Genomic DNA, 16,010 nt, shown 5'->3' on the forward strand with positions numbered 1-16,010 from the left:
GAACCAGCCTACGTCTCGGTAGTTGAACCCTCAGACGTTCGGGCCTTCCGCGCGCAGTCGGCGCACCGGCCGAAGATCGCGAAGTGCTTCATGTCGGTCTCGAAGCCGTAGGTGGCGCGCAGCCGGTCGGTCAGCGGCGCGGCCTCGGAGATGTCGGCCTCGGTGACCGACTCGCAGTCCCGGCACACCAGGTGCATGTGGTGGTGCCGGTCGGCGAGGTGGTACGTGGGGGCGCCGTGGCCGAGGTGGGCATGGCTGACCAGGCCCAGTTCCTCCAGCAGCTCCAGCGTGCGGTAGACGGTGGAGATGTTCACCCCGGAGGCGGTTCTGCGCACCTCGGTGAGGATCTCGTCCGGAGTGGCGTGCTCCAGGACGTCGACCGCCTCCAGGACCAGCTGGCGCTGCGGCGTCAGCCGGTACCCGCGTTGCCTCAGATCGCTCTTCCAGTCCGTGGTCACCACGAGGACAGTCTAGGCGGAAGGGCGCCGCCGGCGGCCCGGCGCGACATGGCGGGGCCGCCCGCGCGGACGGCAGCGGCTGCGGACGGCCCGGGCCGGCGCGGCCCGGAACGGCCCGGAACGGCTCAGCGGAAGAAGGCGATGCCGTCGTCGGGCAGGTCCTTGAGGTCCTTGGCCCACTCGCTGGGGTTGACGACCTTCTTCAGGTGCGCCGACATGTACGGGCGCAGCGACACCTCGGGGGTGGCCTTCTCGCCCACCCACATCAGGTCGCTCTTGACGTAGCCGTACAGGCGCTTGCCGCCGCTGTAGGCCGGCGCACCGGACAGCCGGGCCACGGCGTCGGTGACCAGGTCGATCTGCGGCTTGCCCTCGGCGAGCTCGCCGTACCAGATCTCGATGACGCCGTTGTCGCGGGTCATGGTGATCTCGACCTTGCGGTCCTTGTCGATCCGCCAGAAACCGGACTCGCTCTCCAGCGGCTTCTCCGGCTTGCCCTCGGCGTCCAGCACCCAGGTCTTGGACGTGTACTCCAAGAAGGGGCGGCCGTCGTGGGTGAAGACCACTTCCTGGCCGAAGTTGCACTTCTCGGCGCCGGGGAAGTCGAAGACGCCCGCGCCCTCCCAGGTGCCCAGGAGGAAGGCGAGCGGCACGAGCTCCGGGTGGAGGTCTGAGGGGATTTCGATCATGTTCAGCGCTGTCCCTGGTAGAGCTTCTTCACCGCCAGAACGGAGAACGCGAGGACGCCAATGCAGACCAGGACAAGCATGACGTCGAAGAAGATCTCAATGGCGCTCACGAGCGTGCTCCTCGGGCAGGCGCGGACGGTCGGCGGCCCGGTGGGGCCGTTTGCCGAGTCTAGTCGGCCGGTACGGGCGCGATGCGCTGAGGTCGGCCCCCACGCATCGCGCCCGCGCCGGGCACAACCCGGTCAGCCGAGCAGCTGCGACTGCAGCAGCACGGTCTGGTGGAACGGGACGGCCGGCTGCGTCCCGGCCTTGGTCATCAGCACCACGGCCACGGTGTCGCCGGCCTGGACGTAGGCGACACGGACGTGCTGCGGCCCGCGCGGCGCGGTCTCCTCGAAGACCGCGACGGTCTGGTCGTCCGGCACCGCGTCGCTGTCCCAGTGGCGGTCGCGGGCCGTGGTGCCGGCCTGCACCGGGGTACCGGAGATCTCGAGGTCGGTGATCACCCCGAACGCGTACGGCTGACTGGCGAACTGCAGCAGGTAGACCTCCGTGCGGGTGCCGTCCTGTGCGGTCCAGGCGCGCGCCGCGACGTGCCGGAGGGTCTCCTGTTCGAGGGTCCGGGTGAGCTCCGCGCGATAGGTCTTCTGGAAGACCTTGACGAAGTCGGCGGTCGGCAGCCAGCCGGCGCGGTCCGGGAAGCTCGTGTCGAGCTTGGCGCCCGCGGGGGCGGGCAGCAGGAGCGTGCGCGGGTCCGCGTAGTGCCGGGCGGCGGGGTTGTGTGCGCCGTCCATCGGGCGGGGCGCGCCTTCGGGCAGCTTGGGCAGCTTCAGCGCGGGGTAGGTCCAGCGGCCGTCGTCGGGGGTGCGCAGCCCGGGGATCTTCGTCCGTTCGGGCTGGGTCACCCCGTACGCCGTGGCGGCGCCCAGCGCGCCGAAGACCAGCACCACGGCGGTCCAGCGCACGGCCGCGCGCAGCCCGCGCCGGTCCCGCAGCCGCCGCCGCGGACGTGCGGGGGCAACGGGGAGTGCGGCGGCGTCCACGGCCGTCAGCTCGGCGGAGGCCGATTCCGCAGGGGCGCCCTCCACGGGTACGGGCTCCGCGGGGGCCGACTCCACAGAGGCGCCCTCCACCGGTACGGGCTCCGCGAGTGCGGGCTCCACCGGTACGGGCTCCGCCGTGGCCGGCTCCGCAGGAACAACCTCCACAGGCGCGCGCTCCGCCGAGGACGGCTCGGGAGCGGCGGCCTCCACAGGCGTCTGCCCCGCGGACTCCGTCCGCTCCGGGGATGCCTGGGACGGGATCGTCGCCTCGTCGGTCTGGGTCTGCTCGGTCATGCCGCCTCCCCCGGGTCCTGCACGCGGTCGAGCTGCTTCTTGAACAGGTCCGCAGCGTCGTTCTTGTCGAGCGGGGCGATTCCGGTGACCGTCATGCGCACCATCACGTCGCCCTCGGTGGCCTGACAGGTCATGGCGTCGAGCTTCGCCCCGGGGCTCTTCGGCGGCAGGACGCAGCGGGCCTTGTCGTGACCCGCGATCTTCGGCCCGTTCCGGAACACGCCGAGGGCCTTGGTGAAGGCACTGTAGAAATCGGTGCCGGCCCGGGCGAGGCTCTTGTTCTTCATCTGGACGATCTGCATGTTCACGGCGAGCGAGCCCGACGTGTTGCGGTACGAGCGGAAGCCGACGCCCTGGATGTGCATGGCGTCCACGGCCTTGCGCACTTGGGCCCGCTCCTTCTTGGACAGGCCCGCGTAGTCGCCCTGGAACACCGCCACGGCGTCCTTGCCGGTGTACTCCGCGTCGTTGCCGTACTCGGCCATGTCGGGACCCGGCACGTAGCCGTCGGGCATGGGCAGCAGCAGTTTGCCCAGCGCGCCGTAGTGGCTGCCGCCGGACTGGGCGCCGTACTCCCCGGTCCTGCTGGGTTCCGGGGCCTTCCAGGGCCGCGAGGTCGCCTGCTTGCCGTCGTCCTTCTGCTGCTGGAGCACGGCGTAGCCGATGCCGCCGCCCGCGGCGACGGCGACCAGCGCCCCGGCGACGCCGATGGCGAGACCCCGGCGGCTCTTACGGGGCTCGGTCGAGCTCTCCACGGTCACGGGCGCGTCCTCGGAAGGACCTGCGCCCTCGGATGCCGGGTCCGGCACGCCGGGAAGGGTGTTCTCGTCGCTCACAGCCGCTCCCACTGCCGCTCGGCCAGGGACATGATCGTGGACTTCTTGATCGGCTTGGCCGAGGTCAGCCAGACATCGAGCATGACGTTGCCCTTCCGGGCCAGGGCACGCGCCTGGTAGACGGGCAGGTAGCCGGCCTTGGTCCGGGGCTTGGAGTAGACCCAGGCCCTGCCGTCGAATGCGCCGGGCATGGCGCTGCCGTTGTTGTCCGCGTACTTCTTCTCGGACATGTAGTCCTGCTGTTCCTCGAGGAACTGCGGGGTGTAGGCCTGCGAGTCATCGCGGAACTGGATCAGCCGGATCTCGGTCGAGGTCGACGTGTCGTACGTACCGGTGCGCCAGCCGGCGATGGCGATGCGCCGGAAGCCGTTGCTGTTGAAGTTTGTGAAGGCGTTGTTCGGCCGCTCGAAGGTCTCCGCGTAGTCGTACAGCGAGAACCACTGGTCCTGACCGGGGGCGCCGCCCACCCAGTCCTTGGCGCCCTTGGGCCGCTTCAGCAGCAGCTTGCGCAGGTCGCCGTCGTACGTCACCAGCGTGTCCTCGGCCGCGGTGAGCGGCTTCGCCGCCGGCGCGGCCCCCTTGGGTTGCACGAGTGCCCGCTGGGCGAGCGGGGGGAGCGGGGTCTCGGGACGGTCGTACTGGATCGTGTAGCCGGTGCCGGCGCCCGCGGCGACACCGAGAACGGCGGCGGCGAGGACGAGCAGGGTGGTGCGGCCGCGGCGACGGGGTGGCCGGGCCGCGGGGAGCGTCTCCGGAACAGCCGCGGCGGGTGTCTGCGCGGCGGCCTCGGGAGGTGCTTCCGGAACAGGGGGTGCCTGCTCCGGGACAGGGGTGTCCTGGGACAAGGGGTTCTCCACGAAGAGGTCTGAAGGCTCAGCGGCCGGTCGCGAGGCGCTGGTACTGCTGGTCGAGCAGCCGCTTGAGCAGGTCGCGGCCGGGCAGCTTCTCCCCGGTCACGGTGATGCTGATGTGCACGTCGCCCTGGTGGGACAGCGCGGCCACGGCGTCGGTGCTCTCGGCGGAGCCGGAGGACAGCCGATAGGCCTTGGCGGGGTGGGTGCTGTTGATCGTCAGGGCCGGCGAGTCCAGGTAGAAGTCGTCGTAGTAGCCGGCGGCGTCGGCGGCCGAGCCGAAGCGCAGCAGTTCGACGGAGATCTCGTAGTCCCCGTCGGCGGTCAGGTAGGTGCGCTGGGCACCCTTCTTGAAGCCGTAGCGGCTCAGGGCCCGCTTGATGTCGCCGCTGACGCCGACCTCGTCACGGGTGACGGCGCTGCCCGCCTCGTCGCCGTAGATCTCGGCGTCCCTGGGCGGGGTGAGCAGGAACCAGCGCAGGTCCCCGGTGTGCGCGCCGTCGTGGACGGCGCCGGTGACGGTGCTGGAGGGGGTAGCGCTCGGCTCCGCGGTCTTTGTGGAGTCCGGCGAGGGTGGTGAAGATGCTGGGGCCGATGTCGTCGATGCCTTCGGAGCCGCCGTCGACGGCATGGCCACCGCCGGGGAATCCGAGGACGCCGACCCTATGGCGACCACGGCCCCCGCCGTGAGCGTCGCCAGGACGACGAGACCCACGACCACGGCGATCATCACACCGGTCCGTGCGTTGGTACGCGCTTCCACAAGCCCCCCCGGGCAGACACACAGCGCTCGCGCGCGATCTGCGCAGTGAGGCGAACCGCATTATGTCGATCTTTGGCAAGCGCTTCACACTTTTTTCGCTGTGAGACCGGCCACCTTAGGGTGTGGACCATGGCGAAAAAGCTGGTGATCAAGGTGACGGCGGGTGCCGACGCGCCCGAACGGTGCTCGCAGGCGTTCACGGTGGCGGCGGTGGCCGTGGCGAGCGGCGTGGAGGTCTCGCTGTGGCTGACCGGCGAGTCGGCGTGGTTCGCGCTGCCCGGGAAGGCCGCGGAGTTCGAGCTCCCGCACTCCGCGCCGCTGCCCGACCTGATCGAGGGGATCATGGCCGGCGGGCGGATCACCCTGTGCACGCAGTGCGCGGCGCGCCGGGGGATCACGGAGAAGGACCTGCTGGAGGGCGTACGGATCGCGGGGTCACAGGTCTTCGTGAGCGAGGTGATGGCCGACGGCGCGCAGGCGCTCGTGTACTGATCAGGCCGTCAGCGCTGGTCGCGGTGGTCGTCGCGGCGGTCCAGCTCGCGCCACCACTCGTCGGACTTGGGGTCGCCGGTCTCGTCCCACCAGTGCTCGTCAGGACCCCTGCGGTTGGCCACGATGGCCGCGACCGGCGGGATCAGCATCGCGACGACGCACATGCCGACGGCCACCGGCACCGACCACAGGCGCACGACGCTCCACGCCAGGACGAAAAGCAGGACGCACCCGCTCATCATGGCGAAGTACCAGCGCCGCCGACGCCTTGTGGACACCCTTCCAAAGTACGTCGCGAAGGGCCGCACCCCCACTCGGGTGGCGGTGCGGCCCTTCGCGACGTTCCGGCCGTCGGTCAGACGGCGATGGCCACCTCGGTGAGGTTGCCCTGCTGCGCGACGACGGAACGGTCCACCGTCGCGCCCGGCACGAGGGCGCGCAGCGTCCACGAGCCCGGCGCCGCGAAGAAGCGGAACTGCCCGGTCGCGGAGGTGGGGACCTCCGCGGTGAACTCGCCGCCGCCGTCCAGCAGCCGCACGTAGCCGGCGACGGGCTCGCCGTCGCGGGTCACGGAACCCTGGATGATCGTTTCCTTCGCCACGTCGACGCCGGCCAGGTCGGGGCCGCCGGCCTTCGCTCCGCACATGGTGTCTTCCTTCGGGTCGGGGGTCGGGCGGGTCGTGGGTCGGGGTTACTTGGCCGGGCCGAGCTCGATCGGCACGCCGACGAGGGAGCCGTACTCGGTCCAGGAGCCGTCGTAGTTCTTCACGTTCGGCTGGTCGAGCAGCTCGTGCAGGACGAACCAGGTGAGCGAGGAGCGCTCACCGATGCGGCAGAGCGCGATGGTGTCCTTGGAGAGGTCGACGCCCTCGTCCTCGTAGAGGGCCGTGAGCTCCTCGTCGGACTTGAAGGTGCCGTCGTCGTTGGCGTTCTTCGACCACGGGATGTTGCGCGAGGTCGGGATGTGGCCCGGCTTCTGCGACTGCTCCTGCGGGAGGTGGGCCGGGGCGAGGAGCTTGCCGGAGAACTCGTCGGGCGAGCGGACGTCGACCAGGTTGAGGTTGCCGATCGCGGCGACGACCTCGTCGCGGAAGGCGCGGATCGAGCTGTCCTGGGCCTTGGCCTTGTACTGGGTCGCCGGGCGGGCCGGGACCTCGGAGCCGTCGACCAGGTCGCGGGAGTCCAGCTCCCACTTCTTGCGGCCGCCGTCGAGCAGCTTGACGCCCTCATGGCCGTAGAGCTTGAAGTACCAGTAGGCGTACGCCGCGAACCAGTTGTTGTTGCCGCCGTAGAGGACGACGGTGTCGTCGCCCGCGATGCCCTTGGCCGACAGCAGCTTCTCGAAGCCGGCCTGGTCGACGAAGTCGCGGCGCACCGGGTCCTGGAGGTCCTTCTTCCAGTCGATGCGGACGGCGTTCTTGATGTGGTTCTTGTCGTAGGCCGACGTGTCCTCGTCGACCTCGACAATGACCACCTTCGGGTCGTCGATGTGGGCCTGGACCCAATCGGCGTCCACCAGGACGTCACTGCGGCTCATTGCTGATCTCCTCCGGGGCAGTAGCGGATGTCTCGGCACACGGACCGGTGCGCACGGGGGCCGGGGTGCGCTGCACAGGCGCGTCGCGGCAATGCGCGGGGCGGGGAAGGTGGGGCCGGAGTGCGGCGCCGGCGACGGCGCGGAAGCCCCTACGGCATGCGACAGAGCATGGCGGCGACACGGCACAGGTCGACTGCCCGCCGCTTCGTGAGATCCGCCTGTCGCTTCATGTGCTCGATCGTAGGGAAGGGACTGGTCGGTGTCACCGCCAGTCCGTATCACGAGATGAGATTGTCCGCATGGTGATACAGCGGCGGGGTGCCCGGTTCCCCCGGCCGGAGCCGGGACCGGGCACCCCGCGCGAAGGACTGCGGAGCGGACGCCGTCGTCTCAGTTGGCGAGAACGACCTTGGTGCCGGTCGCCTCGACCGTGATGCCCTCGGGTGTCGCGGTGACCGACTTCAGCTCGATGCCCTGCGGCAGCCCGGCCAGCGCGCGCGTGAAGTCGATCCGCCGGCGGATCAGGTCCCCCACCTCCGAGGGCAGCGAGTCCAGGCCGGGGATCTGGCGGGCGGTCAGCTTGATGCTGTCCTTGCCGGTGACGCTGATCTCGCTCACCACGCTGCGCTTGATGTCGCCGATCGGCGTCGAGATCTCGGCGCTGACCTTCACCTGACCCTTGCCGTCGGCGGAGGAGCCCCCATAGGTGACCTTCACCCCGCTCGGCGCGGCCTTGCTCAGGTCCTCGTAGCTGAGGGTGGCCGATCCGGTCGCGGTGTCGGCCACCGCGCTGGAGAAGCCGTTCGACATCCGCACGCCGTGCAGGTCGGCCTGGAAACGGTCGACCCGCAGTGTCTGGCCGCCCGTGCCGGTCGCCTCGATGCCGTTCGCCGTCACCTCTACGTCGTCGAGCTTCTTGGAGAGCACCTGGGTCAGGAACGGGAAGCCCTTGATGTCGACCTTGGGCTTCGAGGTCAGGCCCTGGGTCCGCTGGGCCCGGTCGGCTGCCTCGGACTCCGCGAAGTGCACCGCGATGCGGTCGGCCGCGATGAAGAGGGCGCCGAATATCACGACGAGGATGAGCAGAATCCGTAGAGCACGCATGAGGGGTCCCCCGCAGTGATGTGTACGTTTCCGTCGCGCTGTCCGGCGCCTTCCGGTGCCGGTGCCGCCGCTCGACCCTAACGGTTCAGGCCAGCAGTGCCCTGGCCATGATGTAGACGGCAGGTGCGGCCGCGGTGAGCGGCAGGGCAACGCCCGCCGTGAAGTGAACAAAACGGGACGGGAAGTCGTAACTGGCCACCCGCAGGCCGATCAGCGCGCACACCCCGGCGACCACCGCGATCAACGCCCCGTCCGCCGTCTCCAGGCGTCCGAGGGCGATCCCGCTGCCCGCGGCGGCGGCGAGCGCGACCAGCACCGACACCACGGCCGGCAGCGGAAGGGCGCGCGCCAGGGTCGCCACACCCACCGCGACGACGGCGGTCACGACCGCGTCCTCGCCCGCCGGGACGGCCGTGGCCGCCAGGAAGCCGGTGGCCAGCACGGTGATCAGCGTCGAGGCGGCGGTCGCGGTGAGCGAGGAGAGCCGCTCCTCGGGCGTCCCGTGGTGGCGCAGGTGCATGACGAGCACGAACAGCAGCCACACGCCGAGCGTGCCGATGATGACGGCCGGGGCGTTGTCGGCCCCGTCCACCAGCACCGCGACCTCCGCCGTGACACCCGCGAGGAACGCCAGCGCGATGCCCTGCCGGGCGGGCCACATGCCGTTCAGGCGGAACCAGCCGGCCGCAGTCACCGCCTGCAGCAGCACGGCGGCGGCGGCCAGCGCCGGGCGGCCGAGCAGGGCGCCGCCCGCCAGCAGCAGCGCGAAGGCGGCGGTCACGGCGGCGGGCTGCATGCCGGGCGCGATGATCGGGGACCCGGTGCGCTCCACGGGCGTACGGCCGGCCTGACGGCGCCGGGCGGCCCGTCCGCCGGGGGCGGGTGCCGCGGCGCCCTCGTCGCCGACGGGCGGGAGGACGGCCGTGCTGTCGTGGGTGTGCGCCGGCATGGGGCCTGGGCCCGGGGCGTACCAGTCGTGGTTGTCGGTCACGCGCTCATCCTCCCGCGAACGGCGGGAGCACCTCGACCGTACCGCCGTCGGCCAGCTCGATCCCGGAATGATCCCGGGTGCCGACGGGGTTCCCGTCGACCAGGAACGAACAGTTGGACAACACCCGGGCGAACTCCGGGCGCGCCGCGTGGCGCTCGCGCGCGGCGGTCAGCGCCTCGGCGAGCGTGCCCTCGCGGTACGGCTCCTCCGCGGCGCCGGCGGCGGCCTTGGCCGCGGCCCAGTACCGGATCGTGCCGTGTGCCGCCATGGCGGCTCCTTCCCCTCGCCCGCACGGGTCCTGCCGCCGTCCATGATGACGCAGCCCCTTGTGGTGCCACCCCCGCGGGGCGCCCGCTACCGCCGTTACCGCACGCGGGCCGCCGCCCAGGCCGCGATGCGGCGCAGGAGTTCCTCCGGTGCGGCGTTCTCCGCGTGGCCGAAGCCGGGTTCGATCCACAGTTCGGCCGCGTCACCGGCCGCCTCCGCGAGGGAGAGGGGGTGGTCGAGCGGGAAGTAGCCGTCGCGGTCGCCGTGGACGAGGAGGAGCGGGGTGGGCGCGATGAAGGGCACCGCCTCCACCGGGGGGACGGGGACGGGGTTCCAGTCCCGGTGGTGGATGCGTGTGCCGAGCAGTCCGCGGGAGAGCAGGCGTCCGGCGGGCCGGGTGATGGCCCAGTGCACCCGCCGCATGGGCGCCGTACCGCGGTAGTACCAGCGCGCGGGAGAGCTCACGGAGACAACGGCGTCAACGTGCGCCCCTTCGTGCGCCGTTGTGCGCCCGGCGTGTCGCAGCACGACGGAACCGCCCATGGAGAAGCCGACGGACACCACGCGCCGGTGCCCCGCGCGCCGCGCCCAGCGGACGGCCGCGTCGAGGTCGAGTACCTCGCGGTCGCCCACCGTGGAGTTCCCGCCGGAGCGCCCGTGGCCGCGGAAGGAGAACGTGACGACACCGGCGACGCCGTCCACCTGCCCGAAGATCTCCGCCGCGCGGCGCACCGCGGGCCGTTCCAGCGCGCCGGTGAAGCCGTGCGCGACGACGATCGCGAGACCGTCCTCGGTCCCTCCGGGCTCGTACGCGGCGTCGATGCGCACACCGTCCTCGGTCAGCAGCAGCGCCCGCCGACCGCCGCGGGCGATCGACGGGACACCCGGACGCGCAACACGGGGCTCACTCACGGACTCCATGTGGGCTATTCTCTTAGGTCAAGAGGATCCGGGCAGCGTCGCCCCCGGGTCCTTTCGTGCTTTCCGGGCGACCTCCGGCCGTCCCGGACAGCACACGTCGGTGCACGCAGATGTCCTCGCCGGGACCGAGGAGGGTTCGCAATGGGGAAGCGGAACACGCATGACCGGACGATGAACGACGGGAGCGACCGGTGAGCTCACTCCTCCTTCTGACCAACGCACTCCAGCCGAGCACCGAAGTGCTGCCTGCACTCGGGCTGCTGCTGCACAGCGTCCGGGTCGCCCCCGCGGAGGGACCGGCACTGGTGGACACGCCGGGCGCCGACGTGATCCTGATCGACGGCCGGCGCGACCTGCCTCAGGTCCGCTCGCTGTGCCAGCTGCTGCGCTCCACCGGGCCCGGCTGCCCGCTGGTCCTGGTGGTCACCGAGGGCGGGCTCGCCGCCGTGACCGCCGACTGGGGCATCGACGACGTCCTGCTGGACACCGCGGGCCCCGCCGAGGTCGAGGCCCGGCTGCGGCTGGCGATGGGCCGCCAGCAGATCACCGTCGACGACGGCCCGATGGAGATCCGCAACGGAGACCTGTCGGTGGACGAGGCCACGTACAGCGCCAAGCTCAAGGGCAGGGTCCTGGACCTGACCTTCAAGGAGTTCGAGCTGCTGAAGTACCTGGCCCAGCACCCGGGCCGGGTCTTCACCCGGGCCCAGCTGCTGCAGGAGGTCTGGGGCTACGACTACTTCGGCGGCACGCGCACGGTCGACGTCCACGTCCGGCGGCTGCGCGCCAAGCTCGGCCCCGAGCACGACTCGCTGATCGGCACGGTCCGCAACGTCGGCTACCGCTTCGTCACCCCCGAGAAGGGCGACCGGTCGCCGGACGAGCAGGCCAAGGCCGAGGCGGCCGCCCTGGCCGCCCCCGACGCCTGATCACACCCGGGTCACGGCTGGGAGCAGACAGTGGGATGCGCGGGTGGACCCGCGTAGACTCGGCCCGTGGCAAAGGTGACGCGGGACGATGTGGCCAGGCTTGCGGGGACGTCGACCGCGGTCGTCAGCTACGTCATCAACAATGGACCACGGCCGGTGGCGCCGGCGACGCGCGAGCGTGTGCAGGCGGCCATCAAACAGCTCGGCTACCGGCCCGACCGGGTGGCCCAGGCGATGGCCAGCCGCCGTACCGACCTGATAGGCCTCATCGTGCCGGACGCCCGGCAGGCGTTCTTCGCGGAGATGGCACACGCCGTGGAACGGGCGGCCGCCGAGCGCGGCAAGATGGTGCTGGTCGGCAACTCCGACTACCTCGACGAGCGCGAGGTCCACTACCTGCGGGCCTTCCTCGGCATGCGGGTGTCCGGGCTGATCCTCATCTCGCAGGGGCCGAGCGAGCACGCCGCCATCGAGATAGACGCCTGGGACGCGCGCGTCGTGCTGCTGCACCGGCGGCCGGAGGCGATCGACGACGTCGCGGTCGTGACGGACGACGTCGGCGGGGCGCAGCTGGCGACGCGGCACCTGCTGGAGCACGGGCACGAGTACGTCGCCTGCCTCGGCGGCACCGAGATCACCCCGAAGTCCGGCGACCCCGTCACCGACCACGTCGAGGGCTGGCGGCGGGCGATGCAGGAGGCCGGGCGGAGTATCGAGGGCCGGCTGTTCTCCGCCCCCTACAACCGCTACGACGCCTACACGGTCGGCCTGGAGCTGCTGGCGCGGCCCGACCGGCCCACGGCGATCATCTGCGCGACGGACGACCAGGCCATCGGGCTGCTGCGGGCCGCGCGCGAGCTGCGGATCGACGTGCCCGGCGAGCTGGCCGTGGCCGGATTCGACGACGTCAAGGAAGCAGGGCTGACCGATCCGCCGCTGACCACGGTCGCCTCTGACCGCGAGGCGATGGCGCGGGCGGCCGTGGACCTGGTGCTGGATGACGGGCTGCGGGTCTCCGGTTCGCGGCGGGAGCGGCTGCGGCAGTTCCCGTCCCGGCTGGTCGTGCGGCGCAGCTGCGGCTGCGGCTGACGCGTTCCCGCAGGTCCGCGGGCGCGCGGATACGCGGCGGGGGTCGTTCCGGCAGACAGCGCTGACCTGCGCGTTCCTTCCTTATATCGGTCATAGGGAACTCTGCCTCGGTTCTCAGGGCACGCTCAGGGGGCTCTCATGTTCAGGCCGCACAGTCGTTGTCATGAACGAGAACTCCCCGCGCGACAGTGGCGCAGACGAGCACCGGAACGGTCCCGCGGCCTACCCGCCGCCCCCGCCCTATGAGCCGCAGGCTCCCGTGTACGGGATGCACCCGTACGGCGCGCCCGCGCCGGTGGAGCCCGCCGCGCCGCGCGGGTCACGGCGGCGGTCGGTACCGCTGGTCGCCACCGTGGCACTGGTCTCGGCGCTGGTCGGCGGTGGGACGGCGGCGCTGATCGGCAACGCGACGGCCTCGCAGACCGCCACGACCTCGGCCCGGGTGATCGGCACGAGCGCGACGGGCACCAGCAGCGTCGCCTCCGTCGCCGCGGCCGTGAGCCCGAGCATCGTGGAGGTCAGCGCCACCTCGGGCTCCGGCGAGTCGACCGGCTCGGGCGTGATCGTCACCAGCGGCGGTGAGATCGTCACCAACAACCACGTCATCGCCGGCGCGGACGCCGTCAAGGTCACCTTCAGCTCCGGGAAGACCACCACCGCGAAGGTGGTCGGCACCGACAGCGGCAAGGACCTGGCGCTGCTCAAGGCCGAGGACGTCAGCGGCCTGACTCCGGCGACGCTCGGCGACTCCCGCCCGGTCGCGGTCGGCGACGAGGTCGTGGCCATCGGTTCCCCCGAGGGCCTGACCGGCACGGTCACCAGCGGCATCGTCTCCGCACTGGACCGCGATGTCACCGTCGCCGCCGACGAGGACCAGGGACAGAGCCAGGAACAGAGCCAGGGGCAGCGGCAGGGCCGCGGCTACGGCGGCGGCGACAGCCGGTGGCCGTTCGAGTTCGGCGGCGGCAGGTACAACGGCAGCGTCGGCTCGTCCACGACCACGTACAAGGCGATCCAGACCGACGCCTCGCTGAACCCCGGCAATTCCGGTGGTGCCCTGATCAATATGAGCGGCGAGATCATCGGCATCAACTCGGCGATGTACTCCGCCAGTTCCTCCTCCTCCGGGGACAGCACGGCCGGCAGCATCGGCCTCGGGTTCGCGATCCCCGTCAACACCGTCAAGGCCGACCTCGACACCCTGCGCAACGGCGGCAGCGACAGCTGACCGCTCCCCTCCCGAAGGGACGGACCGTCATGAACGTCATCCTCAGCACCGCACTGCACCCCGCCGGCATCCCCTCCGGTCCCGCGGACCTCGCGCTGATCCACTTCCCGGCGCCCGCGCCGCGGGAGCCCGAGATCGCCGCCAACCGCCGATACGCCCGCCGATACGCCCGCCGCTCGCGCGCCGCGCACCGTCTGGCCCTCGTGCAAGGCTAGGAAGACAGCAGCACCGCACGACACTCCGCGGTACGGCACGACGGCAGCACCGCACGAGCAACCGCAAGACCGGCACCGCACCCCCGGATCCCCATCCCGGACCACTCCCTGCACGAGGTGGAAGACGCATGAGCCCCGGCGAGAACGGCGAGGCCCCGGCCCGCATCCTGATCGTGGACGACGAGCCCGCGGTCCGTGAGGCGCTGAAGCGGAGCCTCGCCTTCGAGGGCTACGGGACCGCACTCGCCGAGGACGGCCTGGCGGCACTGGACCAGGTCGACGTCTACAGGCCGGACGCGATCGTCCTCGACGTGCTGATGCCGCGCATGGACGGCCTCACCACCGCCCGCCGCCTGCGTTCCAGCGGCACCACCACCCCGATCCTCATGCTCACCGCCCGCGACACGGTCGGCGACCGCGTCACCGGCCTCGACGCCGGGGCCGACGACTACCTCGTCAAGCCCTTCGAGCTCGACGAACTCCTCGCCCGGCTGCGGGCGCTGCTGCGGCGCAGCTCGTACGCCTCCGGCCTGTCCGGCGGCGGCACCGAGGAGAGCGCGCTGTCCTTCGGCGACCTGCGCATGGACACCGCCACCCGCGAGGTCACCCGGGCCGGGCAGCCCGTGGAACTGACCCGCACCGAGTACACACTGCTGGAGATGTTCCTCGCGCACCCGCGCCAGGTGCTCACCCGGGAGCAGATCCTCAAGGCCGTATGGGGCTTCGACTTCGAGCCGAGCTCCAACTCCCTGGACGTGTACGTCATGTACCTGCGCCGCAAGACCGAGGCCGGCGGCCTCCCCCGGCTCGTCCACACCGTCCGGGGCGTGGGCTACGCACTGCGCAACGCGGAGGGCAAGGGCTGATGCGCCACGTGGTGCGCTTCCGTTCCCTGCCGCTGCGGTCACGGCTGGCGATCCTGACGGCGGTGGCGGTCGCGGCGGCGGTGACCGCGAGCGCTCTGCTGTGCTGGTTCTTCGTGCGCGGGACCCTCATGAACTCGCTGGACAACTCGCTGCGCGACAACCGGATGCCCCCGCAGCGGGTCGTCGACCAGCTGCGCGCGGGCCTGTGCACGACCGAGCCGCCCGCCTCCGACGACCAGGCCCCCAACCCGTTCAACTCCACCGTCCAGGTCGTCTCGCGGACCGGCGCCAGCTGCGTGATCCAGGGCTCCCAGTTGCTGCACGTGACGAGTGCGGACACCGAAGTGGCCAAGGGCACGCTGCGGGAGGCCCTGCACACCGTGACCGGCTCCGACGGCAACCAGTACCGCGCCGTGACGCTGCCCCTGCTCAACACCGACGGGGCGTACACGGTGGCCCGGCCGCTCAACGAGGTCACCGAGTCGCTCAGCACCCTGGGCCTGATCCTGCTGGCCGTCGGCGGCCTGGGGGTGATCGGCGCCAGCGTCGCCGGCCTCGCGGTCGCCCGCGCGGGCCTGAAGCCGGTGGACCGGCTCACCCGCACCGTCGAGCACATCGCGCGCACCGAGGACCTCAGCGTCCGCATCCCGGTGCGCGGCGACGACGAGATCGCGCGCCTGTCCGCTTCCTTCAACGCGATGACGGCCGCCCTGTCCTCCTCCCAGGAGCTGCAGCAGCAGCTGATCGCCGACGCCGGCCACGAGCTGCGCACCCCGCTCACATCGCTGCGCACCAACATCGAGCTGCTGGAACGCAGCGAGATGACCGGCAGGGCGCTGCCGCCGCAGGACCGCCGGGAACTGCTGAGCTCGGTGAAGGCCCAGATGGGCGAGCTGGCGGCGCTCATCGGGGACCTCCAGGAGCTGTCCCGTCCGCAGACGGTGCAGGGCGGCGGGCCGCTGCAGACGGTGGCGTTCCACGAGGCGGTGGAGGCCGCCCTGGAGCGGGCCCGGCTGCGTACCGGCCCGGACCTGAAGATCACGGCGGAACTGGCGCCATGGTACGTACGGGCCGAGCCCGGCGCCCTGGAGCGGGCCGTGATCAACCTGCTCGACAACGCGGTGAAGTTCAGCCCGCCGGCCGGGACGGTGGAAGTGGCTCTGCACGGCGGTGAGCTGACCGTCCGCGACCACGGTCCCGGCGTGCCGCCCGAGGACCTGCCGCACGTGTTCGAGCGCTTCTGGCGCTCCACGTCCGCGCGCAGCCTCCCGGGCTCGGGGCTGGGCCTGTCCATCGTGGCCCGCACCGTGGAGCAGGCGGACGGCACCGTTCGCCTCCAGCCCGCGAGCGACGGCGGCACCACGGCGGTGGTCTACCTCCCGGGCGGCCCGATCCCGCCGGCCGGGGACGACAACTGACCGGTCCCCGCCGACCGGC

General features: G+C 71.7%; 21 protein-coding genes. 7 read left to right on the plus strand and 14 right to left on the minus strand.

Features of this window, described 5'->3' with window-relative positions:
* Positions 1 to 8: 8 nt before the first annotated feature.
* From RV983_RS17030 to RV983_RS17055, 6 genes are all read right to left on the minus strand, one after another.
* The gene (locus tag RV983_RS17030) at positions 9 to 461 is read right to left on the minus strand and encodes a Fur family transcriptional regulator (RefSeq protein WP_475986632.1); all 453 of its coding nucleotides are present in this window, start codon (positions 459 to 461) and stop codon (positions 9 to 11) included.
* A 122-nt stretch (positions 462 to 583) separates the two neighbouring features.
* On the minus strand, positions 584 to 1,147 hold the full coding sequence (locus RV983_RS17035; RefSeq protein ID WP_475986633.1) for a heme-binding beta-barrel domain-containing protein: 564 nt from the start codon (positions 1,145 to 1,147) through the stop codon (positions 584 to 586).
* Positions 1,148 to 1,389: 242 nt separating this feature from the next.
* Entirely contained in the window at positions 1,390 to 2,484 is a 1,095-nt protein-coding gene (locus tag RV983_RS17040) for a hypothetical protein (protein ID WP_475986634.1), read from the minus strand.
* Positions 2,481 to 3,320, minus strand: a complete 840-nt coding sequence (locus RV983_RS17045; protein ID WP_475986635.1) for a hypothetical protein — start codon at positions 3,318 to 3,320, stop codon at positions 2,481 to 2,483. The genes RV983_RS17040 and RV983_RS17045 overlap by 4 nt, the downstream gene beginning before the upstream one ends.
* Entirely contained in the window at positions 3,317 to 4,177 is an 861-nt protein-coding gene (locus RV983_RS17050; RefSeq protein ID WP_475986636.1) for a hypothetical protein, read from the minus strand. The genes RV983_RS17045 and RV983_RS17050 overlap by 4 nt, the downstream gene beginning before the upstream one ends.
* A gap of 16 nt (positions 4,178 to 4,193) precedes the next feature.
* Entirely contained in the window at positions 4,194 to 4,901 is a 708-nt protein-coding gene (locus tag RV983_RS17055; RefSeq protein ID WP_475986637.1) for a hypothetical protein, read from the minus strand.
* A gap of 162 nt (positions 4,902 to 5,063) precedes the next feature.
* Here RV983_RS17055 and RV983_RS17060 point away from each other — a divergent pair, with 162 nt between their 5' ends.
* Positions 5,064 to 5,426 carry a DsrE family protein gene (locus RV983_RS17060; protein ID WP_475986638.1) on the plus strand — a complete coding sequence of 121 codons (363 nt, stop codon included), beginning with the start codon at positions 5,064 to 5,066 and terminating at the stop codon, positions 5,424 to 5,426.
* Positions 5,427 to 5,434: 8 nt separating this feature from the next.
* Here RV983_RS17060 and RV983_RS17065 read toward each other — a convergent pair whose 3' ends face one another.
* The 8 genes from RV983_RS17065 to RV983_RS17100 form a co-directional block, all read right to left on the minus strand.
* Positions 5,435 to 5,668, minus strand: coding sequence for a hypothetical protein (locus RV983_RS17065; RefSeq protein WP_401596652.1), 234 nt, complete (start codon positions 5,666 to 5,668; stop codon positions 5,435 to 5,437).
* Positions 5,669 to 5,781: 113 nt separating this feature from the next.
* The gene (locus RV983_RS17070; RefSeq protein WP_319663489.1) at positions 5,782 to 6,072 is read right to left on the minus strand and encodes a DUF1416 domain-containing protein; all 291 of its coding nucleotides are present in this window, start codon (positions 6,070 to 6,072) and stop codon (positions 5,782 to 5,784) included.
* A gap of 45 nt (positions 6,073 to 6,117) precedes the next feature.
* Positions 6,118 to 6,963: a sulfurtransferase gene (locus RV983_RS17075; protein WP_475986639.1), complete on the minus strand. Its 846-nt coding sequence runs from the start codon at positions 6,961 to 6,963 to the stop codon at positions 6,118 to 6,120.
* Between the two features lie 149 nt (positions 6,964 to 7,112).
* Entirely contained in the window at positions 7,113 to 7,193 is an 81-nt protein-coding gene (locus tag RV983_RS17080) for a putative leader peptide (RefSeq protein WP_355342331.1), read from the minus strand.
* A gap of 160 nt (positions 7,194 to 7,353) precedes the next feature.
* Entirely contained in the window at positions 7,354 to 8,067 is a 714-nt protein-coding gene (locus tag RV983_RS17085) for an LmeA family phospholipid-binding protein (RefSeq protein ID WP_475986640.1), read from the minus strand.
* A gap of 85 nt (positions 8,068 to 8,152) precedes the next feature.
* Positions 8,153 to 9,058: a hypothetical protein gene (locus RV983_RS17090; RefSeq protein WP_475986641.1), complete on the minus strand. Its 906-nt coding sequence runs from the start codon at positions 9,056 to 9,058 to the stop codon at positions 8,153 to 8,155.
* Positions 9,059 to 9,062: 4 nt separating this feature from the next.
* On the minus strand, positions 9,063 to 9,326 hold the full coding sequence (locus tag RV983_RS17095) for a MoaD/ThiS family protein (RefSeq protein WP_389255571.1): 264 nt from the start codon (positions 9,324 to 9,326) through the stop codon (positions 9,063 to 9,065).
* A 95-nt stretch (positions 9,327 to 9,421) separates the two neighbouring features.
* Entirely contained in the window at positions 9,422 to 10,246 is an 825-nt protein-coding gene (locus RV983_RS17100; protein WP_475986642.1) for an alpha/beta hydrolase, read from the minus strand.
* 191 nt (positions 10,247 to 10,437) lie between these two features.
* Between RV983_RS17100 and RV983_RS17105 the strand changes: the two genes are divergently transcribed.
* The 6 genes from RV983_RS17105 to RV983_RS17130 all read left to right on the plus strand — a co-directional run bounded on the left by RV983_RS17105 (position 10,438) and on the right by RV983_RS17130 (position 15,991).
* Entirely contained in the window at positions 10,438 to 11,175 is a 738-nt protein-coding gene (locus tag RV983_RS17105; protein WP_475986643.1) for a response regulator transcription factor, read from the plus strand.
* A 66-nt stretch (positions 11,176 to 11,241) separates the two neighbouring features.
* Entirely contained in the window at positions 11,242 to 12,264 is a 1,023-nt protein-coding gene (locus RV983_RS17110) for a LacI family DNA-binding transcriptional regulator (protein WP_475986644.1), read from the plus strand.
* Between the two features lie 163 nt (positions 12,265 to 12,427).
* The gene (locus RV983_RS17115) at positions 12,428 to 13,492 is read left to right on the plus strand and encodes a S1C family serine protease (protein ID WP_475986645.1); all 1,065 of its coding nucleotides are present in this window, start codon (positions 12,428 to 12,430) and stop codon (positions 13,490 to 13,492) included.
* Positions 13,493 to 13,521: 29 nt separating this feature from the next.
* Positions 13,522 to 13,707, plus strand: coding sequence for a hypothetical protein (locus tag RV983_RS17120; RefSeq protein WP_475986646.1), 186 nt, complete (start codon positions 13,522 to 13,524; stop codon positions 13,705 to 13,707).
* 128 nt (positions 13,708 to 13,835) lie between these two features.
* On the plus strand, positions 13,836 to 14,573 hold the full coding sequence (locus RV983_RS17125) for a response regulator transcription factor (RefSeq protein WP_475986647.1): 738 nt from the start codon (positions 13,836 to 13,838) through the stop codon (positions 14,571 to 14,573).
* Positions 14,573 to 15,991, plus strand: coding sequence for a sensor histidine kinase (locus RV983_RS17130; RefSeq protein ID WP_475986648.1), 1,419 nt, complete (start codon positions 14,573 to 14,575; stop codon positions 15,989 to 15,991). Before RV983_RS17125 ends, RV983_RS17130 begins: the two co-directional genes overlap by 1 nt.
* Positions 15,992 to 16,010: the final 19 nt, after the last annotated feature.

The sequence above is a fragment of the Streptomyces sp. RLA123 genome, from assembly GCF_056270165.1.

What these genes read in the sequence shown, in the direction of transcription:
- RV983_RS17065 (WP_401596652.1), bottom strand. Translation starts at nt 5,668, where the DNA reads ATGATGAGCGGGTGCGTCCTGCTTTTCGTCCTGGCGTGGAGCGTCGTG.
- RV983_RS17130 (WP_475986648.1), top strand. Translation starts at nt 14,573, where the DNA reads ATGCGCCACGTGGTGCGCTTCCGTTCCCTGCCGCTGCGGTCACGGCTG.
- RV983_RS17055 (WP_475986637.1), bottom strand. Translation starts at nt 4,901, where the DNA reads ATGATCGCCGTGGTCGTGGGTCTCGTCGTCCTGGCGACGCTCACGGCG.
- RV983_RS17075 (WP_475986639.1), bottom strand. Translation starts at nt 6,963, where the DNA reads ATGAGCCGCAGTGACGTCCTGGTGGACGCCGATTGGGTCCAGGCCCAC.
- RV983_RS17085 (WP_475986640.1), bottom strand. Translation starts at nt 8,067, where the DNA reads ATGCGTGCTCTACGGATTCTGCTCATCCTCGTCGTGATATTCGGCGCC.
- RV983_RS17035 (WP_475986633.1), bottom strand. Translation starts at nt 1,147, where the DNA reads ATGATCGAAATCCCCTCAGACCTCCACCCGGAGCTCGTGCCGCTCGCC.
- RV983_RS17125 (WP_475986647.1), top strand. Translation starts at nt 13,836, where the DNA reads ATGAGCCCCGGCGAGAACGGCGAGGCCCCGGCCCGCATCCTGATCGTG.
- RV983_RS17100 (WP_475986642.1), bottom strand. Translation starts at nt 10,246, where the DNA reads ATGGAGTCCGTGAGTGAGCCCCGTGTTGCGCGTCCGGGTGTCCCGTCG.
- RV983_RS17120 (WP_475986646.1), top strand. Translation starts at nt 13,522, where the DNA reads ATGAACGTCATCCTCAGCACCGCACTGCACCCCGCCGGCATCCCCTCC.
- RV983_RS17095 (WP_389255571.1), bottom strand. Translation starts at nt 9,326, where the DNA reads ATGGCGGCACACGGCACGATCCGGTACTGGGCCGCGGCCAAGGCCGCC.
- RV983_RS17080 (WP_355342331.1), bottom strand. Translation starts at nt 7,193, where the DNA reads ATGAAGCGACAGGCGGATCTCACGAAGCGGCGGGCAGTCGACCTGTGC.
- RV983_RS17040 (WP_475986634.1), bottom strand. Translation starts at nt 2,484, where the DNA reads ATGACCGAGCAGACCCAGACCGACGAGGCGACGATCCCGTCCCAGGCA.
- RV983_RS17060 (WP_475986638.1), top strand. Translation starts at nt 5,064, where the DNA reads ATGGCGAAAAAGCTGGTGATCAAGGTGACGGCGGGTGCCGACGCGCCC.
- RV983_RS17115 (WP_475986645.1), top strand. Translation starts at nt 12,428, where the DNA reads ATGAACGAGAACTCCCCGCGCGACAGTGGCGCAGACGAGCACCGGAAC.
- RV983_RS17070 (WP_319663489.1), bottom strand. Translation starts at nt 6,072, where the DNA reads ATGTGCGGAGCGAAGGCCGGCGGCCCCGACCTGGCCGGCGTCGACGTG.